This window comes from Saccharothrix sp. BKS2 (genome assembly GCF_047689505.1).
Lineage (GTDB): Bacteria > Actinomycetota > Actinomycetes > Mycobacteriales > Pseudonocardiaceae > Actinosynnema > Actinosynnema lopnurensis.
On the sequence record NZ_JAUQOL010000007.1, the window covers coordinates 25,903 to 50,091 of the forward strand.

A 24,189-nucleotide genomic window follows, 5' to 3' on the forward strand; every position below is an offset into this window, starting at 1 on the left:
TACTCCTAGTGACAAGCCGTCTCCACCCGCCACCTCGTGCGGACCCTGCAACCGTGCGACGACGACGTCGGACACGCGTGGTCGTCCCTGCCCTCCCAGGAGCATGGATATGAGATGGACAACGCGACGGACGCGCCTGCCCGCCCTCGGCTTGTTGACGGCCGCCCTGCTGGTCAGCGGCTCGGGACTGCCGGCGACCGGGGCACCGCGCGAGGAAGCCCCGCCGCCCCAGGAACCCGGCGTCACGCTGCGCGTCTTCGACGTGCAGGTGGCGCTGGACCGGCTGTGCACCCTCAAGCCGGCCCAGACGCCCAACGTCGACAAGCTGATGCCCACCATCGACTGGACGACGACCGACCACTTCGGGTTCGCCGACCGCTTCGTGGCCGAGGTGACCGGCAACATCACCATCACCCAGGCGGGCGCCTACGCGTTCCGCCTGCTCAGCGACGACGGGTCGCGGCTGTCGATCGACGGCCGCGTGGTCGTCGACCACGACGGGCTGCACGGCCCCGACCCCAAGGACGGCACGGTCACCCTGTCGACCGGCTACCACTCCCTGCGGATCGACCACTTCGAGCGCGACGGCGGGCAGCAGCTCACCCTCCAGTGGCGGCCGCCGGGCGCGACGGGCTTCTCGGTCGTGCCGAACTCGGCGCTCAGCACGGACAGCGGCGTCGTCCGGGTCACCGCGCCCGGCCGCAAGGACTGCGCCACGGGCTCCGACTCGCCCGGCGACGGCCTGCCGCTGAACTCCGTCCACCCGGACTACACCCTGACCAACCTGCGCCCCAACGGCTTCCAGCCGCGGGTCAGCGCGATGGACTGGTTGCCCGACGGCCGCCTGGTCATCGCCACCTGGGACGGCAAGAGCACCAACACCGGTGAGCTCTGGGTGCTCGGCAACGTCACCGGCGCCACCGCGCCCGACCGGGTCACCACCAAGCGGATCGCGACGAACCTGCGCGAGCCCATGGGCGTGAAGGTGCTCGACGGCAAGATCTACGTGTCGCAGAAGCACCAGCTCACCGAGCTGACCGACACCAACGGCGACGACGTGGTCGACCAGTCCCGCGCGGTGGCGACGTGGCCGTACGGCGGCAACTTCCACGAGTTCGCCTTCGGCCTGCTCCACCAGGACGGGGCGTTCTACCTCAGCCTCTCCGTGGCGATCAACGAGGGCGGCGCGACCACCAACCCGCAGCCCGCCGCCAACCGCGGCACGACGGTGAAGGTCGACCGCGCCACCGGGCAGGTCAGCTACATCGCCGGCGGCCTGCGCACGCCCAACGGCATCGGCTGGGGCCCCGAGGGCGGCATGTTCGTCAACGACAACCAGGGCGGCTACCTGCCCGCGTCGAAGATGGTGCACATCAAGCAGGGCCGGTTCTTCAACCACTACACCAACCCGGCCGGCCCGTTCGACTCGAACCCGGTCGCCGCGCCCGTGCTGTGGCTGCCGCAGAACGAGATCGCGAACTCCCCGAGCACCCCGGTCCAGCTCACCCAGGGCACCTACGCCGGGCAGATGGTCTTCGGCGACGTCACCTACGGCGGCCTCCAGCGCGCGTTCCTGGAGAAGGTCAACGGCGAGTACCAGGGCGCGGTGTTCCGGATGACCCAGGGCCTCGAAGCGGGCGTCAACCGGACCACCCTCGGCCCGGACGGCGCGCTCTACATCGGCGGCATCGGGGACGGCGGCAACTGGGGCCAGGACGGCAAGCTGCTCTACGGCCTCCAGAAGCTCGCCCCCAACGGCGGTCGGACGTTCGACGTCCTCGCGATGCGCGCCATCGCGGGCGGGTTCGAGGTCGAGTACACCCAGCCGCTGTCGGCCGACACCGCGGCGAACCTGGCGAGCCGCTACCGGGCCCAGCAGTGGCGGTACGCGCCGGCGCCCTCGTACGGCGGCCCCAAGGTCGACCAGGAGAACCTCTCGGTCGCCTCGGCCACGCTGTCCGCGGACGGCCGCAAGGTCACGCTGAAGCTCAACGGCCTCAAGCCCGGCCGGGTGGTGCACCTGCGCTCGCCGCGCCCGTTCGCCTCGAACACCGGCGTGCCGCTGTGGAACACCGAGGCGTGGTACACGCTCAACAACCTCGTCGGCACCGCCCCGCCGGCCACCCAGCTGCTGGAGGCCGAGAGCGCGGCCCTGTCCGGCGGCGCGGGGGTCAACACCGACCACACCGGCTACTCCGGCGCGGGCTTCGTCGACGGCTACGGCACCCAGGGCGCGAGCACCCGGTTCGCCGTGAACGCCACCGCGGCGGGCGCGCACAACGTGGGCCTGCGCTACAGCAACGGCCCCAACCCGTCCGCCGGGACCAAGACGATCAGCGTCTACGTCAACGGCGCGAAGGTCCGGCAGGTCGCCCTGGCCGACACCGGCAACTGGGACACCTGGGCCACGCACACCGAGGCGTTGACGCTGCGGGCGGGCGCGAACACCATCGCCTACCGGGTGGACAGCGGCGACACCGGGCACGTCAACCTCGACTACCTGACCGTCACCTCCGCCCAGCGCGTGTACCTCTACAACGGGGGAGGCACGGAGAACTGGCGCAACGCCGACGGCAGCGCGCCCTCCTGGCCGGTGGCCAACGGCTCGATGGAGGCCCTCGGCGGCGACATCCGCAGCCGGCAGGCGTTCGGGGACTTCAAGCTGCACCTGGAGTTCTGGCTGCCGAACCTGCCGTCCAACGTGACCGGCCAGCAGCGCGCCAACAGCGGCGTGTACCTCCAGGACCGCTACGAGCTCCAGATCCTGGACAGCTACGGCAAGCAACCACCGGCCGCCGACGACGCCGCGAGCATCTACCTGAAGCGGGCCGCGTCGTCCAACGCGGCCACCGCGCCGCAGACGTGGCAGACCTACGACGTCACGTTCCGGGCGGCGCGCTTCAACAGCTCCGGCGTGAAGACCGAGAACGCCCGCGTCACCGTGGTGTGGAACGGCGTCACCGTGCACCAGGACTTCGCGATCGACGGCCCGACCGGCGCCGGCGCGCCCGAGGGCCCGACCGCGGGGCCGTTCCGGCTCCAGGACCACGGGGACCCGGGTGAGAACGTCCGGTTCCGCAACATCTGGGTCGAGCCGCTGAACTAGCCCTGCCGGGTCAGCGCCGTTGGGCCGGGCGGGTTGAGCCGGCCCGCCGATCCGGCCCCGGCTGATCCACGTCCGGCCCGGTCACCCGCTCACGTGAGCGGGTGACCGGGCCGGCGCCGTGCGAGGTGCGCCGGCACCCCCAGCGCCACGAGCGCGAGCAGCAGCGGCGGGCCGTAGAACACGGCCACCTCCGCCGCCGGCGGCAGCGGGAGGAACCCCGAGAACACCAACCCGAAGCCCGGCAGACCGGTCACCAGGGGCAGCAGCAGGACCAGCGCGGCGCGGCGGCCGACGCGGGAGCGGGCACCGCAGGCCGCGACCGTGCCGGTGACCAGCGCGGTGGAGCCGAGCGCCAGGACGGCCGGGACCCCGTGGCCCCGGCCGGCAGCGCCACCGGGCCGAGCAGGCTCACGACGGCGAGCACCCCGCCCGGCTCGACCCCGCCGTCGGCCGCCACCACGCGGCGCAGGTGCAGCCGCGCCGCGCCCCGCAGCAGGTCCGCGGACTCGCGCGGGCCCGGCCTGGTCCGGCCGCCCGCCCCGGCCAGCAGCACGGCGAGCATCTCCTCGCCGTTGCGCTCGCGGTGGTCGCGCGGGTACCACGCCAGCAGTCGCCGGTAGCGGCGCTCCAGGCCGGTGGTGCCGGGCGCTCCGCCTGTCACGCCTCGGCCGGCCGCGTCAGGCCCTCCACCGGTGGTGTCAGACCCCTCGCCGTTCACGCCGGCCCCCTGCCGTTCACGCCAGGCCCCCCGCCGGTCGCGTCCGCAGCCGCTGCGCCGCCGCCCGCGTGCGGGCCCGCAGCCGGGACACCTCGGCCTCCAGCCTGGCCGCCCCCTGGTCGGTCAGCCTGTAGTACCGGCGGAGCCTGCCGTCCACGACCTCCTCGCGGTCCACCGCCACCCAGCCGTCCGAGGACAGCCGGTCCAGCGCGGTGTAGAGGGTGCCGGCGCGCAGCGTCACCTGGCCCTCGGAGATCGACTCGACGTCCCGCAGGATTCCGTAGCCGTGCTGCGGGCGGGAGGCCAACGCGGTGAGGATGAGGAAGGTCGGCTCCCTCATCGCGGTCTTGCTCATGTCACCGGTATATACCGATGACCGGAACATCGCAAGCGGGTCCGGCGGCCCCCCGGGAGGAGCCGCCGGACCCGCGGGGGTTCAGCGCCGGCGCTGCTTGGCGGCGCGGGTGGGGTCGGCGCAGACCTCGCCCACGTCCACGGTCTCGCCCCGGTCGACGAAGACGTCCGTCAGACCGACCACCCGACCCTGCCGGTCGGTGCAGGTCAGCGTGTACGCCTCCTCGACCCCGTAGGTCGGGGGCACCGGGGAGGCGAACTCGACCCTCCCGGCGGTCCAGTCGTCCGGGTTCGCCGGGTCGGCCTGCTCGTAGTTCACCAGGACCGCGGTGTACTCCCCGGCGGGCGGGTCGAGCAGGGTGGCCCGCTCGGAGTTGGTGCCGCCGCGAGCCGACTGCGTGACCACCTGCCCGACGGCGTTGAGGACGTACAGGTCCCAGTCGGTGCGGGTGGACCCCCACGAGACCGACACGTCGAACCGGCCGTTGTCCGCCGCGGGCGGGGCCTGCACGGTGAACGGGATGCGCTCGGCCACCGGGTTGCCGGGGAACGAGGTGTTCTCCGCGGGCACCCCGGGCGGGTTCGCCAGCGCCACGGCGGCCTGCGGCGGCCCCTGCGGGTCGCGGCCGTACCGACCGGCCACGTACGGGCGCGTCGAGGGGTTGACCGACCAGGTGAACCGGCCGCCGGTCGACGAGTAGGTCGACTCGACGGTGTCGGTCACCTGGATCGGCGGCGTGGTGGAGCCGTCCGGCTGCCGCACCGGCGAGGTCGGCGTCCGGAAGGTCTTGTGCACCTTGAGCTGGTGGCCGGCGGGAGCGGTGCCGACCAGCGTGGAGTGCGCGGCCGGGTCGGCGGCGTTGGCCAGCATGTCCAGGAACGCGGCCCGGTTGCCGCCCCGGCCCGCGCCCGCCGCCGGGGCCGCGCCGGTGTACTCGGCGACCACGGCGTCCTCGTACGGCGGGTGGAAGCCCCCGGGGTTGATCTCGAAGGTGAACCCGAAACCGCCGGTCGCCCAGTACGACCAGTCCTCGGTGGTGCCGGTCGTGTCGTACAGGCCCCACGACGGGATGCTGTCGTAGCCGTTGCGCGAGGCCATCCGGTCGCCCAGCGCCTTGACCACCGGCTCCTCCAGCGGCGCGCGCACCGCGGCCACGCCCGGCGGGCGCAGCACCAGGTTGCCGTAGGTGTGCAGGGTGATCAGGTTGGTGACCGCGCGGGAGGAGACCAGCGCGCGGACGTTGCGGGTCTCCGGCTCGGAGAACGGCGCCGAGCCCCGGAACGTCTCGCTGTTCCACGTCACGCCCGCGCCCGCGCCGCCCCAGAACCCGGCGTAGTTGCGGTTCGGGTCGGTGCCGCGCGCGGTGCCGCCCGGGTTGGCCCGGCAGACCCCGGTGCGCAGCTGCGGCGGCGAGTCGTCCGCGCGGCAGTTCTTGCGCTTCATCTCGTAGTCGAACCGGGTGAAGTCGCCCTTCGGCTCGGCCTCGCGGGAGACCGAGAAGCCGTCCGGGTTCACGATCGGCACGACGACGTTGCGGGTCTTCGCCACCAGCGACCGGATCGAGTTGTCCCGGTGGTGGCCGTTGACCAGCTCGTGGGCCCACTCGATCGCGTGCTCGCCGGCCGGCCACTCGCGGGCGTGGTGCACGCCCATCAGCAGGTTGACCGGCTTGCCGTCGGCGGCGGTGTCGACGTCCCTGGCGATCTCGACCGCCACCACGTCGCGGCCCTCGGGCGTCGGCTCGGCCAGCGTGAACGCCCTGACCAGTCGGGGGTTGCCGCGGGCCAGCTCCTTCAGCTCGTGCTCGTACTCGTAGAGGTGCCGGTAGGAGGTGCGGCGGGACGGCAGCCCCGACGCCCGGCCCCGGGCGGCGTAGGCCCGGTCCCGCGCGGCGGCCTCGCGGGAGGTCCGGGACAGGTCGGCGTCCACCGTCGTGTACCCCAGGCCGCTCGCGCGCAGCGTCTCGCGGTCCGCGTCGCCCGCCAGCACGACCTCGACGCCGGTGGCGTCGCCCTTCTCGGTGAGGTCCAGGTCGAGGCCCAGCAGGGTGTCCTTGTCCTCCCGCCGCGGCGTCTCCACGCGCACGACCTCGGCGCGCTCCGCCGCGGTCGGCGTGCCCTGCGGGGTCAGCGCGAGGAAGTCCACGCCCAGCGTCGCGGTCCCGGCCGGGCCGGCGTAGCGGCACGCCTGCACGACGAGCCGCTGGCCCTTGGTCACGAAGCTCTCCGCCAGCTCGCGGCTGCGCAGCGCGGAGGAGGCGGCCACGATCCCGCCGGCCTCGTCGAACACGGCGACGTCCCAGTCGCCCTCGCGACCGCCGCCGCCCGGCGCCAACCGCGCCTGGACCAGGCCGTCGACGGTCGAGGTCACCTCGCGCCGGTCCACCCCGGCCGTGCCGGCCGGCAGCAGGGCGTCGTAGCACGCCCTGGCCTCGGCCCGGTCGGCCCTCACCACCCGGTCCTGCGCGGTCGCCGCCGGGACCGAGACGCCGACCAGCGCCAGCCCCGCCACGCCGACCGCGACACCCGCCCGCACCGCCACCGAGGTGGATCTGCGCCTGGATCTCATCGCCGTACTCCGTTCGGTCGTCCCACCAGGCGATCGACGCTAAGGCACGGGGGAGGAGCCGACCACGGCCGGAAGTAGGCGTTGCCCGCGCACCGCGTTGCTCCGGGGACCTGCGGAACCTCGGCCGTCACCGCCCGTGGCGAATCACCACTGGTGAACAAACCAAAAATTCATGTTTATTTTTCGTGCAGCTCTGACCAGTGGAAACAAAATTCTCCACTTTCGAGTGAACCGACTCCAATGGGGGACCGAATGCAGGGCATGAGGGGAGGTGATTGCATGAAAGAAGTTGAAGCGGCCCTTACCGCGCCGGTACCCGTCCTGCTGCGTCGTTCCTTGTCGCTGCTGGGTTTCCTGCTCGGTTTCGGCCTGTTGACCTTCGCGGGGACCGCGCACGCGGACGAGGACGACCGTTCCCCGGGACTGCTGGGCGGCGTGCTCGGCGGTGTTGTATCGGGTGTTTCCGACCTGACCGGACCCGTGGTGTCGGACGTGTCCGCACTCGCGGCCCCGCTGGTGGCCCCGGTGGTCGACGTGGTGGAGCCGGTGACGGCCCCGCTGCTGTCGCCGGTCACCCGGCCCCTCCAGCCGGTGCTGGAGGTGCTGGAGCCGGTGACCCGGCCGCTGCTGGCCCCCGCCGAACCGGTGGTCACGCCGGTGGTCGCCGGCATCGGCCTGGACCCGGGTGCGCTCGGTGCCGGACTCCCCGGTGCGGAACTCCCCGGTGCCGGGTTCCCCGGTGCCGACCCCGTCCGGGACGAGCCGGTGACGCGTGCTCCGGCCGCGTCCGAGCCGACTCGCGCGGAGACCTCCGCGCAGCCGTCGATCGACGCTCGGACCGCCGCCACCACCACCGCTCGGCGGTGGGCGGTGGAGGAACCCACGACCCCCGAGGTTGCCGCCGGTGCGACGTGGCACCGGGCGCCCGCGGGTGGCCCGAGGTCCCCGGGCGACGACCTGCCGGCCGTGGCCGGTGCGACGACGGGCACGGCGTCCTCCGGCGGTGGTGCCGGTGGCTCGCCGGGCCAGGCGGACCTGCCCGGTGGGCCGGGCGCGGAACCGGGTGACGGCGGTCCAGTCGCCCAGGCCGAGCGGTGGCGAGTGCCACCGTGGTGCTACGTGTTCGGGCGACATCACCCGAGCTGAGCTTCTTCCCTTCCAGCCGACCACTGCTCCACGAGCTTCGAGGGAAGAAGACACCGATGAACAAGTACGTCCAACGCGGTCTGCTGGCCGCGGTGATCTCCGGCGGGTTCGTCCTGCTGGGACAGTCGGTCGCGAGCGCCGACACGGTCGACCGGGGCCCACTGGGCCTGGGTGGGCTGGTCGGCTCGGTCACGGACACCGTCTCCTCGGCAGTGGCCGGCAACGGCGGCGACTCCGGCAACGGGGGTGACGCCACCAGCCGCAACAGCGCGGTGAGCGGGAACTCCGGGAACTCGGGCAACTCGGGTTCGACCGGTGGCAACTCCGCCTACGGCCTGTGCGTCCTGGCCGAGTGCACGACGCACGTCGGCTCGGGCGACTCCGGGAACACCGGCGCGACCGGCAGCACGGGCAACGCCACCAACACCAGCCACACCACCGGGGGCAACTCAGGCCCGGCCGGTGACGGCGGGTGGGCCGGTGCCACCGGCGGTGGCCACCACGGCTCCGCGACCGCCCAGGCGGGCTCCGGTGGCGACTCCGGCAACGGCGGCGGTGCCACCAGCGGCAACAGCGCGGTGAGCGGGAACTCCGGCGACTCGGGCAACTCGGGTTCGACCGGTGGCAACTCCGCCTACGGCCTGTGCGTCCTGGCGGAGTGCACCACCACGGTGACCTCCGGCGACTCGGGCAACACCGGTTCGACCGGCGGCACCGGCGACGCCACCAACACCAGCTGGACCACCGGGGGCAACTCCGGCCCGGCGGGCGACGGCGGCAACGCGATGGCCTGGACCGACAACGGTTCGCACCACCGCGGTGGGAACGACACCTCCGCGGAGGCGGTCGCCGGTGATGGTGGCGACTCGGGCAACGGTGGTGAGGCCACCAGCACCAACAGGGCGGTGACCGGCGACTCGGGCGACTCCGGGAACTCGGGTTCGACCGGTGGCAACACCGCGTTCGTGATCGACCTCGGTGGTCAGCAGTGGAACCACCACGGTCGGCACGGCGACTGGAACAACGGCCACGGGACCACCACCACGGTGACCTCCGGCGACTCGGGCAACACCGGTTCGACCGGCGGCACCGGCGACGCCACCAACACCAGCTGGACCACCGGGGGCAACTCCGGCCCGGCCGGTGACGGCGGCGACGCGATGGCCTGGACCGAGAACAACAACTCGTGGCACCACCGCGGTGAGAACGACACCTCCGCGGAGGCGGTCGCCGGTGATGGTGGCGACTCGGGCAACGGTGGTGAGGCCACCAGCACCAACAGGGCGGTGACCGGCAACTCGGGCGACTCCGGGAACTCCGGCGCCACCGGCGGCAACACCGCCGTCACCCACACCAGGGGCGAGCACGACAACCGCTCGTGGTGGACCCACTCGGGTTCGGGTCGGCAGCACCACCGGTCGACGACCACCGTCGGCTCGGGCGACTCCGGCGACACCGGCTGGACCGGTGCCACCGGCGACGCCCACAACACCGGCTGGACCACCGGGGGCAACTCCGGCCTGGCGGGCGACGGCGGCCACGCCGAAGCCCTGACCGGCCACCTGGTGTAGCGGGACCGGAAATCGAGGGGCGGGATCGGCACCAGCCGGTCCCGCCCCTCCCGCATGACCGGGGCGAAGAATCCCGGTCAGCCCGTGACCGACACCCTCAGCGCGAAGCCCCGGCCCGCGCGGCCCGGCCCACGACGAGACCGAGGGCGATCATGCCGACGCCCAGGGCCAGGTGCAGCCAGTTGTCGGCGGCGTTGAGGGGGACGAAGTTCGCGGGGCTCTCGTGGTCGACGACCAGCCCGTAGAGCCACAGCACCAGGTACACCACGCCGCCACCGACGAGGAAGGCCAGCGCGCCGCCGGCGCTCCGGGCCAGGACCAGCCCCGCGACGCCGAACAGGAGGTGGACCACGTTGTGCAGCACCGAGACGGCGAAGATCCCGAGCAGCAGGGCGCCCGAGTGGTGCCCGGCGAAGCCGAGCTGGTCGTAGTTCGTGGTGATCCCGGGGATGAACCCGAGGATCCCGACGAGGAGGAACACCGCGCCGACCGCCGCGGCCGGTCGCCGTGCGGGGTGGTGCGCCGCGGTCGGGGGAGTGGTGGAACGTGCCGAGGTCATGGTGCTCGCCTTCTTCCGCTTCCGGTGGGGGACCGGTGCCAGGTGTTCGTCGCACCCCCGTCCCCGGATCGGACTTCCCGCGACCACACCGAGCGGGGCACCACCTCACGACGGGCACGACACGACACTTCCGCCACCGGGCAGCAGGTCGTCCCGCACCCACCCCGCGACCCCCTGGTCGACGGCGGACACGTAGGACCACGTCACCCCGTCGTCGCCGATGACCCAGCAGTAGTAGTCCAACCGCTGCCCCCGGAGGATGACCGTGCTGCGGCAGGACGTCCCCCAACCGCTGTACGCCCTCAGGTCCGTGGTCGCCACCGGGAACGGCAGCCCGTCGTCCAGGTTCGGCGGCCTGGTGGAGTCGCACGCGTGGTACCGGCTCCCGACACCACCACCCGGCGCCGCACCGGTGGGCGCGGCCCCCAGGACCGCGCCGGCGACCACGAGCGCGGCGATCCCGCCCGCCACGAACCTCCTCGGTCGTGCCATCACCCTCAACTCCCCCTCGAACGTCGGATTCCCCGCACGGCGACAACGATCCCCAACGCACGCGCCGGCCCCCGCGCGGATTTCGATTCCGGACCGGCTGCCGCCCGGCCGACACGTCGAACCCGGCTCAGAGCACTCGCCGGAGCTCCCGTGATCAAGGCGGGCCTCACCACGCCATCGTGAGGCGGCGACGATCAAGCCCTTCACGACCCGCGGACCCAAGACACGGGGGTAGCGGAGCCCGATGACCGTCCGCCTGCGACAACTCCACGGTAGATCAGGGGGTCGCGGGTAGTCGAGGTCTCGATCAGGTGAGAGGTGCGCCCGACTCCTCGCGATCGTCCCGGGTCCCCTCGCCGACCTCGGTCGGCGCGCACGCGAGCGGGTGGAGCACGTGCCGGCTTTCCCGGGTTCGGGTCATTCGGGTCGGATGGAGTAGGCCCGTGGGTACCGGTGCCCGGGGGGTGGGGTGGGGGAGCCGGTGAACGACACCGGTGTCCCGGTGGGCAGCGTGGTCCGGTTGCCCGGCAGGTCGTCGCGGGAGGCGAACCACGAGCCGCCGCGGGTGTCGGTGATGAAGCCGTGTGGTTGTCCCGCCTGCCAGCCCGTCACGGTGCCGCGGCGGCGGCCGCGGGGGGTGCCCGCGGGGGAGGCCGCGGCTTCTCGCGAGCGCACGAACGGGGACCGCAGCGGGGAGTCGGGGTGGTCGGCGGGTGCGAACAGGTCGTCGAACGCGGGCGCCGAGGTCGCCGCCGCGCGCAGGGGTGCGGCGGTGCGCGGCGTCCACTCCGGTGGCGAGGAGGACGGGAACCACGGCATCCGGGCCTCGACCACCGGCACGACCACGGTGACCCCGCGCGCGGTCAACCTGTCGGCCAGCGGCGTGAAGTCGGCGTCCCCGGTGACCAGGACGACCCACTGCAACGGCGAGGTGGTGGCCCGGTCCCACACCTCCAGTGCGAAGTGGACGTCCACGCCCTTCTCCTTGCCGCCCGGCAGGGGGAGGTCGTGTCGGGTGACGCCGGCCGTGGCCAGGGCGGTGTCGAAGGAGGTCGCCGGGGTGTCGATGCGGCCGCGCACGTAGTGCGCCTCCGGCACGAGGCACTCCTCGAAGGGGCGGCCGGTCTCGGTGTGGACGTGCCAGCGCAGGGCGTCGTGGAAGCCCTCCAGCGAGATCCGGGCCGACCTCGGGTGCACGGTCGCGTAGAAGTCGCTCAGGTACGCGAACCACGTCCCGTCGTAGAACACACCGATGCGCAGCACGAACGCTTCCTCCACCAGTCCGACCTCGGGCCCCGGCGCGGGCAGCCGCTGCCCGGGATATTCGGGGGAGGGGCACCGGGCGGCACGACCCGACCCCGAGGACCGGCCGCGCCCCGCGGTGGTCGACCTCCCGGACCTCCACGACCCCGGTGCCCGCCCCGGCGGGCCTCAGCCCTCGATGACGACGGGGATGACGACGGGACGTCGGCGGTTGATCCGGAACGCCCAGTTCTGCACCTCGCGGGCGATCAGCCGTTCGAGCTCCTCGAAGTCGGTGACCCCGCGTTCGTTCGCGCCGGCCAGGGCCTTCTCGATGGCGGGGACGGCGGGGGCGAAGGTGGAGGGGTCGTGCTCGAAGCCGTGGGCGATGAAGTCCGGGGGCTCGGCCAGGCGCCGGGTGTCGAGGTCGACGATCGCGACGACGGTGATGACGCCCTCCTCGCCGAGGGTGCGCCGTTGGGCCAGCGAGGCTTCGGTGACGCCGCCGACGGTCTGGCCGTCGACGTAGACGTTGTGGATCTCCACCTTGCCGGTGACCCGGACGCGCCCCTCGTGCAGGTCGACGACGTGGCCGTTGGCGGCGATGGGCACCTGGTCGCGGCGCACGCCGGTCCTGACGGCGAGTTCGGCGTTGGCGCGCAGGTGGCGCGCTTCGCCGTGCACGGGCAGCACGTTGGCGGGTTGCACGATGTTGTAGCAGTAGACGAGTTCGCCCGCGCTGGCGTGGCCGGACACGTGGACCTTGGCGTTGCCCTTGTGCACCACGTTCGCGCCGCGGTCGATCAGGCCGTTGATGACCCGGTAGATGGCGTTCTCGTTGCCGGGGATGAGCGAGCTGGCCAGCAGGACGGTGTCGCCCTCCTCGACCTGGATCGAGTGGTCGCCGCCCGCCATGCGGGACAGCGCCGCCATGGGCTCGCCCTGCGAGCCGGTGCAGACCAGCGTCACCTGGTGGGGTGGCAGGCGGTCCATGCGCTTGAGGTCGACCACCAGGCCGTCGGGCACCTTGAGGTAGCCCAGTTCGGTGGCCACGCCCATGTTGCGGACCATGGAGCGGCCGACGAAGGCGACCTTGCGGCCGTGGGCGTGGGCGGCGTCGAGCACCTGCTGGATGCGGTGCACGTGGCTGGCGAAGCTGGAGACGATCACCCGGCGCGGGGTGGTGCGGAACACCTCGTCGATGGCCGGGGCGAGGTCGCGCTCGGAGGTGGTGAAGCCGGGCACGTCGGCGTTGGTGGAGTCGACCAGGAACAGGTCCACGCCCTCCTCGCCGAGGCGGGCGAAGCCGCGCAGGTCGGTGATGCGGCCGTCGAGGGGGAACTGGTCCATCTTGAAGTCGCCGGTGTGCAGCACGAGGCCGGCGGAGGTGCGGATCGCGACGGCCAGGCTGTCCGGGATGGAGTGGTTGACCGCCAGGAACTCCAGGTCGAACGGTCCGCGCGACAGCCGTCGCCCCTCCTCGACCTCGATCGTCACGGGGGTGATGCGGTGCTCGACGAGCTTGGCCGCCAGCAGGGCCAGGGTCAGCCGCGAGCCGATGACCGGGATGTCGGCGCGCTCGCGCAGCAGGTAGGGCACGCCGCCGATGTGGTCCTCGTGCCCGTGGGTCAGCACGACCGCGACCACGTCGGCCAGCCGGTCACGCAGGCAGCTCCAGTCGGGGAGGATGACGTCCACGCCGGGCTGGTGCTCCTCGGGGAACAGGACTCCGCAGTCGACGACGAGCAGCTTGCCCTCGTGCTCGAACACGGTCATGTTCCGGCCGATCTCACCGAGGCCGCCGAGGGCGATCACGCGGAGGGTGCCGGGGGCGAGGGCTGGTGGCGGGGTGGAGGTTCGAGCCATGGTCACAACCTCACGTTACGTGAGGGTGTGACGGCGCGGAAAGCGACCCCGGTCCGAGCCGTCGGCCGCTAGCCGTCAGCCGTCAGCCGTCGGGCAGGTGGGCGCGCAGGGCGGCGGCGAAGTCCTCGGCGCCGCGCAGCTGGGCGCGGAGTTCCCCGCAACGCTCCTCGGCCCTGGCGTGGAACCGGGCGAGGCGGTCGAGGTGCTCGCCGGGGTCGTCCCCGGGAGAGGGGAGGGCGTCGAGGATGCCGAGCAGTTCGCGCACCTCCTCCAGCTGGAAGCCCAGCGGTTTCATGCGCTTGATGACCTGGAGGCGGTCGACGTCGGGTTCGGTGTACAGGCGGAACCCGCCCTGGCTGCGGGCGTTGGGCACGACCAGCCCGACCTCCTCGTAGTAGCGGATCGTGCGCAGCGACAGGCCGGTCCGCTCGGCCACCTCGCCGATCTGCATGTGCCCGCCCACGAGATCCCTTCCGAAACCGAGTACGTGACCGTCCCACCGCGGCACCCGGTCGGGGGAAGAGGTCCGGGCGCCGGACCCGCGCGATGGGGGGCACGGTCGAATACTAACGTGACGTAAGAGTAGAATCGCCGGTACCCGTCGAACCCCTGGAGCACGCGCATGACCACCGCCGGTCCGGTGACCGCCCCGTCCGCCGACGTGCTGCGGGAGGCGGATCGCCGCCGCACCTTCGCGGTGATCAGCCACCCCGACGCGGGCAAGTCCACGTTGACCGAGGCGTTGGCGCTGCACGCCAGGGTGATCTCCGAGGCGGGCGCGGTGCACGGCAAGGCCGGGCGGCGCGGCGTGGTGTCGGACTGGATGGAGATGGAGAAGGCCCGCGGCATCTCCATCACCTCCGCGGCCCTCCAGTTCGCCTACGGCGACGCGGTGGTCAACCTGCTCGACACCCCAGGTCACGCCGACTTCTCCGAGGACACCTACCGGGTGCTGTCGGCCGTGGACTCGGCGGTCATGCTGCTCGACGCCGCCAAGGGCCTGGAGCCGCAGACGCTCAAGCTGTTCGACGTGTGCCGCCACCGCGGCATCCCGGTGATCACGTTCGTCAACAAGTGGGACCGGCCCGGCCGCGACGCGCTGGAGCTGTGCGACGAGCTGGTGGAGCGCATCGGGCTGCAACCCATGCCGCTCACCTGGCCGGTCGGGGCCGCCGGCGACTTCCGCGGCGTGCTGGACCGCCGCGACGGGCACTTCATCCGCTACTCGCGCACCGTCGGCGGCGCCACCGCCGCCGGCGAGCAACGCCTCGACCCCGACGGCGCCCACGCCGAGGAGGGCGACGGGTGGACCCGCGCGGTGGAGGAGTCCGACCTGCTGGCGGCCTCCGGCGGCGACTTCGACCTGGAGCGCTTCCTGGACGCCTCCGCCACCCCCGTGCTGTTCGGCTCGGCCGTGCTCAACTTCGGCGTGCGGCACCTGCTCGACCTGCTGGTCGAACTCGCCCCGCGCCCCACCCCGCGCATCGACGTGCGGACCCTGCCCCGACCGCTCGACGCGCCGTTCTCGGCGTTCGTGTTCAAGGTCCAGACCGGCATGGACCCCGCCCACCGCGACCAGGTCGCCTTCGCCCGCGTCTGCTCCGGGGTGTTCGAGCGCGGCATGGTCGTCACCAACGCCACCACCGGCAAGCCGTTCGCCACCAAGTACGCCCAGCAGGTCTTCGGCCAGCAGCGGTCCACCCTGGACACGGCCTACCCCGGCGACGTGATCGGCCTGGTCAACGCCACCGCGCTGCACGTGGGCGACACCCTGTTCGCCGGCCGGCCGCCCGTGCGCTTCCCCGGCCTGCCCAGCTTCGCGCCCGCGCACTTCGCCGTGGCGCGCCCGGCGGACCTGAGCCGCGCCAAGCAGTTCCGCCGGGGCATCGAGCAGCTGGCGTCCGAGGGCGTGGTCCAGGTCCTGCGCTCGGACCGGCGCGGTGACGGCACACCGGTCTTCGCCGCCGTCGGCCCGATGCAGTTCGAGGTCGCCACCCACCGCCTCGACGCCGAGTTCAAGTCCCCGGTGCGCCTGGAGCGGCTGCCCTACACCGTCGTGCGCCGCCTGCCCGACCTCGACCACCGCGGCGTGCTCGACAGCCGCGGTCACGAGGTGGTCACCCGCGCCGACGGCACCCACCTGGCCCTGTTCACCGACTCCACCGCCCTGGCCGTGCTGCGCCGCCTGCACCCCGAGGTCGTCCTCGAACCCCTCGTCGCCGGCACCGACTGACCTGTGACGGGTCGGCCCCGTCGTGCGGCGGCGCGGGGGAACAGGTCGGGGGCGGCGAGCACGGCAGTCGAGATAGCGGTGTCGACGGGCGCGGTGAGCGGCCACTGTCGTCACCCGGTCCGGCCGTGCTCACCGACTGCCCCGGTGGGGCTCCGGGGTCAGGTCGAGGTGGTGGCCGAGCACCTGGGCGGCCTCTTCGGGGTGAGGCCGGGTGCCCGTCACGGTCACGGTCGGGTGTGAGTGGCCTCGATCTCGGTTCGTGGTGTCGTCCGCGCTGTGCGCGCCGGCAGGGTCGGCGGCGGCGCTGGTCGTCGGGCAGCGCGACCGGACCTGCCAACCGGACCTGGCACCGTTGTCCAGGGCTGGACAACGAACTCCAGCACTCGGATGACAACACGTCGAGGTTGCCAGGAGGCTGTCCACCATGACTCACGAAGAGCGATGGGACTTCTTCATCGCCTACGCCAGTCCGGACCGGGGGGCCGCGGAAGCCCTGTTCGACTTGCTCGACCCGTCGTTCCGGGTGTTCCTCGATCGCCGGAACCTCTTGCCCGGTGATGATTGGAGCAGCCGGTTGACCTTGGCGCAGAGCAAGTCCGCTGTCACGCTCGTGCTGATCTCCTCGCGTACGGACAACGCGTACTACCAGCGAGAGGAAATAGCCAGGGCCATCGAACTCTCACGCGATGAAGGCGGCACGCACCAGGTCGTACCCATCATCCTCGACGAGTTGGCGCCTGCCGGCCAGTTACCGTACGGGCTGCGCCTCAGGCACGCCATATCGGTGATCGAGGCGGGCGGTCTCGAGGGTGTCGCCGATCGGCTGAAGAGTGCGCTGCGGCACCGGATGACCATGCCGGCAGAGGAGATGAGGAGGCGGTACGACCGACGAACCGCGCTCACGACAGCTGTTCGCCTCGTCCCGCGAGGGAGCTTCGCCTCTGACGGCCTCCTCGGCGCGCCACGTCGCAAGTACGTGTTCGTCGGGGACTACGACGAGCAACGGCATCGCACACTGCGCGAAGTCCTGTCCAACCTGTGGATCGGAGACGCATTCGAACAGGTCGCCAACTCCAATGTCGCCTGGGCGGCGCTCGTCTTCGAGGTGGGCGAATTGAACCGGCGCAAGCTGGACTTGTTACCCGCGACCTGGAAGGCCGCCTTCCGCATCCTGTCGGACCCGAAACGCGCGGCGCGTTTCGCACCGACCGATGAGGAAATGGCCCGCCTCGGACGCCCACCACGGGACTACTACTCCGACGACCAGGACTGGTGGTACTCAAGGTGCACGATCGACGAACGCAGGTGGGGAGCCTACGGTGAACTGGTGGGAGAGGTGCTGGGCATTGACTGGACCTGTTTCACGGGGGCGGGACTGACGGAGCGACCCGGGCAGTCGACAGGCATCCCGTCACGGGTGTACTTCGTGAAGAACCTTCCCCTGTCCAGCATGACGTACCGGGTCCAGGACCTCGGCGTACCCGACGACGACATCGTCCTCGGCTAGCGATCCCGAGTCACGTACCGGCCCGCACCCCGAATACTCCCTTGACCACATGTGTTGCGCTGCGGCGAGACCTGCGTCCGCCTGACGGCCGGGTTCGGTGTCGGCCTGGCCACCGTCTGCCGCCACATCCACGAGGCGGTCCGGCTTCTTGTCGCCCTCCACCTCCACCTCACCGCCGGACGAGGTTGGAAAGGCGTGACTGCCACGCTGCGGTTGTGCGGTTGGGGCTTGCGGCATGGTGATCGTTGTTCGTGGATGCCGCAGCGCCACGGCGGCAACGGTGACGCGTCCGACGGGTCGTGGTGGCGCGGCTGTTGCGGGACGGGACCGAGGCGGCGAGCCCGGTCGACCTCCGAGATCGAGGGTTGTCAGCCGCGCTTGGACCTGGTCTCGATCAGCTTCGCGCCTGGCCGGTTGCTGGTGTTGGTGTTCACCACGCGGATGTCGCGGTCGGGACGAGGATCGACGAGGAACCGAACACGGCCGTCGTCGAACAGTGTGCTGGTGCTACAGCACCGAAGTCCGCCTCGCCGGCGCCGGTCTCCAACCTCAACCCGCCGATCCGCACAGACCGACGTGCGGACAGGTCGGGGTCCCCGGTCGTCAAGGCGCACCCGCACCTGGTGGTCGTGGTCGGCGTGTGACCGGTGGTTGGACGTCCTCGGGCCAGGAATGGTCGTTCACCACCTTGAGCACGACATCAACCGCTCACCCCGGTGTCCGCGTCCGCTCATGCCGACAACACGACGTTGACGACTTCGCCGCCGTTGCGTTGTCCGGGCTGTGAAGTGCCGGGCCGGCGTGGCGGTGCGATGAGCCCCTCGCGTTCCGGCAGTCTGTACCACCATGGGATTGTTGACCTACGGCATGAACGTCTCGCTGGACGGCTACACCGCCGACGCGAACGGCGGCCTCGACTGGAGCACGCCGGACGACGAGCTGCACCGGTACTGGAACGACCGGACCGGCGAGGTCGCGCTGTCGCTGTACGGGCGCAAGCTGTACGAGCTGATGTCGGCCCACTGGCCGACCGCCGACCAGGCGCCCGACGTGCCCCCGGTGGAGGCCGAGTACGCCCGGCTGTGGCTCGCGATGCCGAAAGCGGTCTTCTCCCGGACCCTGGAATCGGTCGAGTGGAACTCCAGGCTGGAACGCGGTGACGTGGTCGAGACCGCCAGGAGGCTCAAGGCCGAGACCGACGGCCTGATGGAGGTGGGCGGCGCCACGCTCGCCGCACCGCTGGTCCAAGCCGGCCTCGTGGACGAGTTCCACGTGCTCATCACCCCGGTCGTGATCGGCGGCGGCACACCGTTCTTCCCGTCGCTGAACAGCTGGGTGAAGCTGGAACTCGTGGAGAACCGCACCTTCGGCTCGGGCGCGGTCCTCCTGCGCTACAAGACCGTCCGGAACTAGGGGACGCCGACGACCGACCCCCGGCAGACTCCCCTGATCAGGAACACCCGCTCATGCCGATGATGTCCCCGATCGGCGGATCAGCCGATCGGGCGTCAGGGCTGACGGGCGGCGCGTCATCGCGGGACGCTGGTCGGCATGAGAGGTGCGCGTCTGCTCGCAGTGGTGCCGGTGTTGCTCGTGACCGCCGCGGCCCCCGCGGTGGCGCTCGGTCCGGGGGTGGTGGTCGACTCGAACCGGTCGGAGTCCTGGCGCGGCCGGGTGGCCCTGGACGACCCGCGGGTGCGGGACGTGCCGGAGTGCCGATCGGTGGGGTGCGACCGGGTGGAGGTGGCGGTGCGGCTGCCCGAGCGGCTGCGGGGTCGGTCGGGCGGGGTCGAGCTGGCGATCCGCACGGTCGGCGCCACCCCCGACGACAGCGTGGGCTTCGCCGTCTACCGGGGCGGCAGCCGGGTCGCCCTGGCCGACGCGCAGATCGGCACGTCGCGCTCCGTGTGGCTGCCCAAGACCACCGCCCACTACACCGTCTACGTCTTCCAGAACCCGTTCGTTCCCGAGCCGGCGTCCCGCCTCGTGCGCTACGAGGGCCGGGTGGAGAACGAGGACTCCCGCGTCGACCCCGTGCCGCGTGACCTGCTGCCCGACCTGGAGGCGTTGCCGCAGCGCTTCGCGACCTTCGACACGCCGCCCCCGTTCTTCGGCGACGAGGCCGAACCGGGCTCGTCGTGCTTCCGCAGCGAGGTCGAGGAGCAGGGCGCGCGCCGGTGCCTGCGGTTCGGCCAGGCCATGGCCAACACCGGTGACGGTCCGGTGGACGTCCGCTACGGCACGCCCGCCGGGCAGCGACCGCACGAGGTGCCCGGCGCCCAGCGCGTCCACCGCTCCGACGGGACCTTCACCGACGTCCCGTCCGTGGGCGCCATGCACTACCACCCGATCCACTCGCACTACCACTTCGCGGACTTCTCCGTCTCCGAGCTGTGGGCCGTGGACGCCGCCGGTCGACCGACCGGAACCGCCCCCGCCGCCACCGGGAGGAAGAACGGCTTCTGCATGGCCGACACCGAACTGGTGTGGTGGGACCGGAAGGGCAACGCGCCGCAGACCTACCCGGCACCCCGCTGCCTGGACCCCGAACCCAATTCGCCACCCGGCGTCGACGCGTTCAAGAACGGCATCTCCCGGGGTTGGGCGGACGAGTACTGGTGGGCGCTGCCCGACCAGATGATCGAGGTCAGCGACCTGACGGACGGCACCTACGCCCTCGTCACCCGCATCGACCCCGCGAACAGGCTGCGCGAACTCGACGAGGGCGACAACTGCGTGCGCGTGCCCATCACGCTGACGGGCCTCACCGCCGGCACACCGACAGCGGCCCTGGGGAGCCCAGCCGTACCCTGCTGAACACCGACGTGGCCGGCGAGGTGCTCGGTGGTCCCGGCGTCGAACCGGTGAAGCGCGGTCCGGAACTCGGCGGGGTTGTTCCGACGATCGAGGACAACTCCTGCGGGTGGGTCGTGGCGGCGATCGTTCGGATGCGGCGGTGACCGGAGGGCCCGTGGGTGGCGGTGGCCGTGCCGCGGCGGAGTCGGATCAGCCGGTCGCGCCTCCCGGGCGTCGCAGGTCCAGCCACATGATGCGCAGGCCGACGTGTCCCAGGGTGGGGTGGCGAAACGCACCGGGGGCGGTGCCGAGGGTGACGAACCCGAGACTCTCGTACAGGCGGACCGCGGCCGTGTTCACCTCGACGACGGCGTTGAACTGGATCGCCGCGAACCCCCTCCGCCGCGCCCAGGCGATCATGTCGACGGTGAGGGCCCGACCCACACCCGCGCCCCGCGCCGCCTCGGCGACCATCAGGCTGCCGGAGGCGACGTGACTCCCGGGCCCGGGTCGGTTCGCGTACATGTTCGCGGTCCCGACCACCCGGCCGTCGCGGACGGCGACGACCACTCTCGCCGGCGCGCCCAGCAGCCAGATCCGCCTCGCGTCGACCTCGCTCATGTCGGGGTCGTAGGAAAAAGTCCGCTGCCCGGTGATGACGTCGTGGATGATCGACCACATCCGGGGCCAGTCGTCTTCACGAGCCTCGCGGATCGTGACGGACGGCACCACGCGATGCCGACGATCGGGCACGTCGTTCACCACCGAGGCACGGAACTCGGTCGTGGGGCCGGTGCGATCCAGGACTGCACCCCGCTCATGGTGCCGGTCACCGCCCCACGTCACCACCCGTTTACCGGCGGGTCCGCCTCGACAAGACGCCACACGAGCCCTCAACCGGTCCGAACCGTGGTCAACCGCATTCTCGTGACCTCTTCGGTGCGGTGCGAAGTGGTCACCGCGACACCCGGGAACCCGATCACAGCAGCAAGGGCACGACCGGCAGTTCCATCACCGAAGACAACCGAACCAACCGAGAATGCGACGGTTCCCCCAGGCGTTCTGCTCCCGCGAACGATCAAGGGCCTGCGGACGATGATCTGTCCGCAGGCCCTTGAACTGGTAAAACACACTGTGGGCGATACAGGGATCGAACCTGTGACCTCTTCGGTGTGAACGAAGCGCTCTCCCGCTGAGCTAATCGCCCGTATTCGGTTCCCGCTCCCGCTCTCGCGGTGTGGTCATACCTTACAACATCATCCGCGAGAACCAAAAATCGGGCTCTCCAACCACGCCCAGTCCAGTCCGAACCAACCGCCGACCAGGGAGAACGCCCCGAGCAGCCAGCAGGTGACCGCGACCACGAGCCCGGTGGCGGCGAGCACGAGCGCCTTCACCACGACGTTCTGCCGCTTGAGCCACGCGACCCACGCGTCGTAGTAGCGCTTGGCGAACCGCAGCACTCGTCCGGCCCACGCGAACTCGGTCGCCAGGATCGCCAGGCCCGCGAAGACGACCAGCCACCCGGGACCGGGGTAGGGGATCATCAGCACGCCGCCGGCCAGCACCAGGCCGCCGACCACGCCGACACCGATGCGGTAAGCGAGGTTCAGCGCGGGGTTGCGGCGGAACCAGGGGCGGTACCCCGTCTCCTCGGCGGTCTTTTCGCGCTCCGTCGTGGTCATGCGCACATCATGGCGCATGACCGCCTCAGGTGGAGGCGACTTGACCGGCCGCGACCACATCCGTCGGCTCCGCGGGCATCGCGCGCCCCGGTTCCAGCGAGATGGCGAAGCCGGTGTGCCGGTGCGCGTCGGACGACCACCCGGCCAACCCCACCACCGAACCATCCGAGGTGACGTCGAACACAGCCAACGGCGCCGCCGGGTCCGTGCTCGTGCCCCACACCACGTAGGTGTGCTCCCGGTCGTTGGTTGAGAGGCGGGTCGGCACCACCGCGGCGCCGTCGTCGGCGGACAGCAGCACCGCCACCTCCTCGCCGGAACCCGTCCGCAGCACGGCCCGGCTCGCCGAGGGATCGGCCGCCAGCCGCAACGCGCCCTCCAGCCGGTCCGCCCGCTCACCCTGCGCCGCGACCTCGTCACCGAGCCGGTCCAGCCGCACCCCGGCCACCCCGCCCGCCGCGAGCACCGCGACCCCGGCCGCCGCCGCGAGCACCCGCCGCCACGTGCCGCCGCGACGTCGCCGGGTCTCCAGCACGACCGGCTCGGCCACCGCCCGCGGCCCGCTCTCCTGCGGCTCCTGCTCGACGGCGGCCATCAGCCGCGCCCGCAGCCGCGGCGGCGGGTCGAGCTGGGGGACCGACGCGCCGAGCGCCGCGGTCACCTCCTCGGTCGCCCGGATCGCCTCCCGGCACCGCGCGCAGCCGGGCAGGTGGTCGCGCAGCCGCGCCTCCTCGTCCGGTTCGAGCGCGTGCATCGCGAACCCGACCGCGAGCTCCTCCTGGGGGCACCAGTCGCCCCGCCGCTCCCCGGTCACCGGTGTGCTCCCGTCGTCCAGCCCGGCGCGTCCCCGCCGGTCTCCCCAGCCCAAGCCGACCGCAGCGTCGTGCGCAACCTGCGGATCGCGGCGAACGTGCGCGACTTGACCGTGCCCAGGGGGATCCCGGTCAACGCCGCCACCTCGGCCTGCGTGTAGCCGCCCAGGTAGGCCAGGGCGATCACCTGCCGCTGGTCCTCGGGCAGCCCGCGCAGCGCCTCCCGCACCTGCGCCCCCACCACGCCGGTCAGCGCCGCGCTGTCCGCGCCCTCCACGGAGGGCGCGTTGCGCTCGGAGACCTCGTCGGTGAGCGGCACGTTCCGCTTGCGCTGGGTGTTCTCCCGGCGCACCGCGTCGACGGCCCGGTGGTGCACGACGGTCATCAGCCACGTGCTGAAACCGCCCCGTGCCCGGTCGTAGCCCGAGGGGTTGCGCCAGAGCGCGAGGAAAGCCTCCTGGACCACGTCCTCGGCCAGGTCCGGATCGACGCAAACACGCCGGGCCAGTGAGTACGCCGGTCTCGCGTACCGGTCGTAGAGTTCACCGAACGCGGCCCGGTCACCCGTCGAGATCCGGCCGACGAGCTCGGCATCGGATGGTCGGCCGGGATCGCCGGGCGGTGCCGATGGGGGTGAGCCAGCCACCAGAGAGGTCCTCACGTCCAACATTCGCGCAACAGCCGGTACCGGGTTCAGGTTAAACCCAGCAAGATGGGAGGAGCCTCATGGACCGGACACGCAGAGTATCTACACGGTGGCCCATCGGAGCGACATAGCCCCAATCGGGTGAGATACCGGCTAGAGTCGAGCGTTCCTCGCCACATAGCCGTCACAACAGAAGAGCTCGGTCGTTCCATAGGACCGGGAAGGGAGAAGAGGGTAACGACGATGCGCAATGATCACGTGACACTCCGCTCAACAGCGGTCTTCGACCTGTTGGCGCCGCGGACCCCGGCCGTCCCGGTGCAGGTGGAGCTCCGCTACGACACGAAAGACCCGTACGCGGTGGTTGCGGCCTTCCGCACCGGCCGCGCCGGTTGGGTCGAATGGGTGTTCGCCAGGGACCTCCTCGCCGACGGCCTGATCGCCGACGCGGGAGACGGCGACGTCCGCATCCGCCCCGCCGCCGACGACCCCGAGGTCGTGGTGATCGAACTCAGCTCGCCCTCCGGCCACGCCATGTTCGAGGCGTCCGCGCAGGAGCTGGCCGACTTCCTCGACCGCACCTACGACGTCGTCGTGCCGGGCAACGAGCACCTGTGGGTCGACGTGGACGAGGCCCTGACCCACCTGATCTCCAACGACCTGACCTAAAAGTGCAGGTGGCGGGCCTGCCGGGGGCGTAGGGGACCCCCGATTTGATCCTGCCGCGGGGCATGTAATAAAGTTCCTCTCGCACCGGGGAAGACCGGAACGAAGCCCCACAAGGGAAAGTTCCGCGAAATCCTGCGGCGCATGCGGATGTAGCGCAGTTGGTAGCGCATCACCTTGCCAAGGTGAGGGTCGCGAGTTCGAGTCTCGTCATCCGCTCG

At 71.9% G+C, this 24,189-nt stretch carries 21 protein-coding genes and 2 tRNA genes; 9 read left to right on the forward strand and 14 right to left on the reverse strand.

Annotated features, from left to right (window positions below; all coding sequences use genetic code 11):
- The first annotated feature begins 109 nt into the window (after positions 1 to 109).
- Positions 110 to 3,106, forward strand: coding sequence for a family 16 glycoside hydrolase (locus tag Q5530_RS16215; protein ID WP_415363105.1), 2,997 nt, complete (start codon positions 110 to 112; stop codon positions 3,104 to 3,106).
- Between the two features lie 89 nt (positions 3,107 to 3,195).
- On the opposite strand, the gene Q5530_RS16220 is transcribed toward Q5530_RS16215, so the two are convergent.
- The 4 genes from Q5530_RS16220 to Q5530_RS16235 form a co-directional block, all read right to left on the reverse strand.
- Positions 3,196 to 3,360, reverse strand: coding sequence for a hypothetical protein (locus Q5530_RS16220; protein WP_415363107.1), 165 nt, complete (start codon positions 3,358 to 3,360; stop codon positions 3,196 to 3,198).
- Positions 3,357 to 3,767 (reverse strand): hypothetical protein, encoded by a 411-nt coding sequence (locus tag Q5530_RS16225; RefSeq protein WP_415363108.1) that lies wholly within the window; start codon positions 3,765 to 3,767, stop codon positions 3,357 to 3,359. Before Q5530_RS16225 ends, Q5530_RS16220 begins: the two co-directional genes overlap by 4 nt.
- Before the next feature lie 73 nt (positions 3,768 to 3,840).
- Positions 3,841 to 4,179, reverse strand: coding sequence for a PadR family transcriptional regulator (locus Q5530_RS16230; RefSeq protein WP_415363109.1), 339 nt, complete (start codon positions 4,177 to 4,179; stop codon positions 3,841 to 3,843).
- A gap of 81 nt (positions 4,180 to 4,260) precedes the next feature.
- Positions 4,261 to 6,747: a M14 family zinc carboxypeptidase gene (locus Q5530_RS16235; RefSeq protein ID WP_415363111.1), complete on the reverse strand. Its 2,487-nt coding sequence runs from the start codon at positions 6,745 to 6,747 to the stop codon at positions 4,261 to 4,263.
- A gap of 279 nt (positions 6,748 to 7,026) precedes the next feature.
- Between Q5530_RS16235 and Q5530_RS16240 the strand changes: the two genes are divergently transcribed.
- Together Q5530_RS16240 and Q5530_RS16245 are read left to right on the forward strand one after the other, a co-directional pair.
- On the forward strand, positions 7,027 to 7,893 hold the full coding sequence (locus tag Q5530_RS16240; protein WP_415363112.1) for a hypothetical protein: 867 nt from the start codon (positions 7,027 to 7,029) through the stop codon (positions 7,891 to 7,893).
- Positions 7,894 to 7,949: 56 nt separating this feature from the next.
- On the forward strand, positions 7,950 to 9,464 hold the full coding sequence (locus Q5530_RS16245; RefSeq protein WP_415363113.1) for a hypothetical protein: 1,515 nt from the start codon (positions 7,950 to 7,952) through the stop codon (positions 9,462 to 9,464).
- A gap of 97 nt (positions 9,465 to 9,561) precedes the next feature.
- Here the strand turns inward: Q5530_RS16245 and Q5530_RS16250 are convergent, their stop codons facing one another.
- The 5 genes from Q5530_RS16250 to Q5530_RS16270 form a co-directional block, all read right to left on the reverse strand.
- Positions 9,562 to 10,023 carry a DUF4383 domain-containing protein gene (locus Q5530_RS16250; protein WP_415363115.1) on the reverse strand — a complete coding sequence of 154 codons (462 nt, stop codon included), beginning with the start codon at positions 10,021 to 10,023 and terminating at the stop codon, positions 9,562 to 9,564.
- Between the two features lie 105 nt (positions 10,024 to 10,128).
- Positions 10,129 to 10,515 (reverse strand): hypothetical protein, encoded by a 387-nt coding sequence (locus tag Q5530_RS16255; protein ID WP_415363116.1) that lies wholly within the window; start codon positions 10,513 to 10,515, stop codon positions 10,129 to 10,131.
- 417 nt (positions 10,516 to 10,932) lie between these two features.
- On the reverse strand, positions 10,933 to 11,793 hold the full coding sequence (locus tag Q5530_RS16260; RefSeq protein ID WP_415363118.1) for an NYN domain-containing protein: 861 nt from the start codon (positions 11,791 to 11,793) through the stop codon (positions 10,933 to 10,935).
- A gap of 153 nt (positions 11,794 to 11,946) precedes the next feature.
- A complete protein-coding gene (locus Q5530_RS16265; RefSeq protein WP_415363120.1) occupies positions 11,947 to 13,623 on the reverse strand; it encodes a ribonuclease J in 1,677 nt (558 codons plus the stop codon).
- Positions 13,624 to 13,705: 82 nt separating this feature from the next.
- Positions 13,706 to 14,086, reverse strand: coding sequence for a MerR family transcriptional regulator (locus Q5530_RS16270; protein ID WP_415363122.1), 381 nt, complete (start codon positions 14,084 to 14,086; stop codon positions 13,706 to 13,708).
- Between the two features lie 159 nt (positions 14,087 to 14,245).
- Here Q5530_RS16270 and Q5530_RS16275 point away from each other — a divergent pair, with 159 nt between their 5' ends.
- From Q5530_RS16275 to Q5530_RS16290, 4 genes are all read left to right on the forward strand, one after another.
- On the forward strand, positions 14,246 to 15,856 hold the full coding sequence (locus Q5530_RS16275; RefSeq protein ID WP_415363123.1) for a peptide chain release factor 3: 1,611 nt from the start codon (positions 14,246 to 14,248) through the stop codon (positions 15,854 to 15,856).
- Positions 15,857 to 16,280: 424 nt separating this feature from the next.
- Positions 16,281 to 17,363, forward strand: a complete 1,083-nt coding sequence (locus tag Q5530_RS16280; RefSeq protein WP_415363124.1) for a toll/interleukin-1 receptor domain-containing protein — start codon at positions 16,281 to 16,283, stop codon at positions 17,361 to 17,363.
- Between the two features lie 846 nt (positions 17,364 to 18,209).
- Positions 18,210 to 18,776: a dihydrofolate reductase family protein gene (locus Q5530_RS16285; RefSeq protein WP_415363126.1), complete on the forward strand. Its 567-nt coding sequence runs from the start codon at positions 18,210 to 18,212 to the stop codon at positions 18,774 to 18,776.
- A 138-nt stretch (positions 18,777 to 18,914) separates the two neighbouring features.
- The gene (locus tag Q5530_RS16290; RefSeq protein ID WP_415363127.1) at positions 18,915 to 20,180 is read left to right on the forward strand and encodes a lysyl oxidase family protein; all 1,266 of its coding nucleotides are present in this window, start codon (positions 18,915 to 18,917) and stop codon (positions 20,178 to 20,180) included.
- Positions 20,181 to 20,369: 189 nt separating this feature from the next.
- On the opposite strand, the gene Q5530_RS16295 is transcribed toward Q5530_RS16290, so the two are convergent.
- The 5 genes from Q5530_RS16295 to Q5530_RS16315 all read right to left on the reverse strand — a co-directional run bounded on the left by Q5530_RS16295 (position 20,370) and on the right by Q5530_RS16315 (position 23,326).
- Entirely contained in the window at positions 20,370 to 20,912 is a 543-nt protein-coding gene (locus Q5530_RS16295) for a GNAT family N-acetyltransferase (RefSeq protein ID WP_415363129.1), read from the reverse strand.
- 382 nt (positions 20,913 to 21,294) lie between these two features.
- Positions 21,295 to 21,366: transfer RNA gene (locus Q5530_RS16300), tRNA-Val, on the reverse strand.
- 49 nt (positions 21,367 to 21,415) lie between these two features.
- Positions 21,416 to 21,844 carry a TIGR02611 family protein gene (locus Q5530_RS16305; protein WP_380637734.1) on the reverse strand — a complete coding sequence of 143 codons (429 nt, stop codon included), beginning with the start codon at positions 21,842 to 21,844 and terminating at the stop codon, positions 21,416 to 21,418.
- A gap of 25 nt (positions 21,845 to 21,869) precedes the next feature.
- Positions 21,870 to 22,658, reverse strand: a complete 789-nt coding sequence (locus Q5530_RS16310; RefSeq protein ID WP_415363130.1) for an anti-sigma factor domain-containing protein — start codon at positions 22,656 to 22,658, stop codon at positions 21,870 to 21,872.
- Positions 22,655 to 23,326: an RNA polymerase sigma factor gene (locus tag Q5530_RS16315; RefSeq protein ID WP_415363132.1), complete on the reverse strand. Its 672-nt coding sequence runs from the start codon at positions 23,324 to 23,326 to the stop codon at positions 22,655 to 22,657. Before Q5530_RS16315 ends, Q5530_RS16310 begins: the two co-directional genes overlap by 4 nt.
- 219 nt (positions 23,327 to 23,545) lie before the next feature.
- Here Q5530_RS16315 and Q5530_RS16320 point away from each other — a divergent pair, with 219 nt between their 5' ends.
- Both Q5530_RS16320 and Q5530_RS16325 read left to right on the forward strand, forming a co-directional pair.
- Positions 23,546 to 23,971, forward strand: coding sequence for an SsgA family sporulation/cell division regulator (locus Q5530_RS16320; RefSeq protein WP_073893954.1), 426 nt, complete (start codon positions 23,546 to 23,548; stop codon positions 23,969 to 23,971).
- A 143-nt stretch (positions 23,972 to 24,114) separates the two neighbouring features.
- Positions 24,115 to 24,187, forward strand: a tRNA-Gly gene (locus Q5530_RS16325).
- Positions 24,188 to 24,189 lie beyond the last annotated feature (2 nt).